The organism is Halomonas marinisediminis (genome assembly GCF_004347715.1).
Lineage (GTDB): Bacteria > Pseudomonadota > Gammaproteobacteria > Pseudomonadales > Halomonadaceae > Halomonas > Halomonas icarae.
Window position 1 is genome coordinate 1 of the sequence record NZ_SLTR01000343.1, and the last position, 284, is coordinate 284.

The 284-nt window shown below is 67.3% G+C and carries 1 pseudogene; it reads left to right on the plus strand.

Annotation, left to right across the window (positions count from 1 at the left end):
- Positions 1-284, plus strand: a pseudogene (locus tag E0702_RS16935) (phosphate ABC transporter permease subunit PstC); the annotation flags it as partial.

Consider the following 284-nt stretch of genomic DNA (forward strand, 5'->3'; position numbering starts at 1 on the left):
AACGATCAAGCAGGTCGTCGTACCCGCCGCCCTGCCGGGCATCGTGGGGGCGATCCTGCTGGCGGCCTCGCGCGCCATCGGCGAGACCATGATCGTGGTGCTCGGGGCAGGGGCGGCGGCCAAGCTCGACCTCAACCCGTTCGAGGCGATGACCACCGTGACCGTCAAGATCGTCAGTCAGCTGACCGGCGACACGGATTTCGCCAGTCCCGAAACCCTCGTGGCCTTCGCCCTCGGCCTGACGCTCTTCGTGATCACTCTGGGGCTGAACGTGCTGGCCCTCT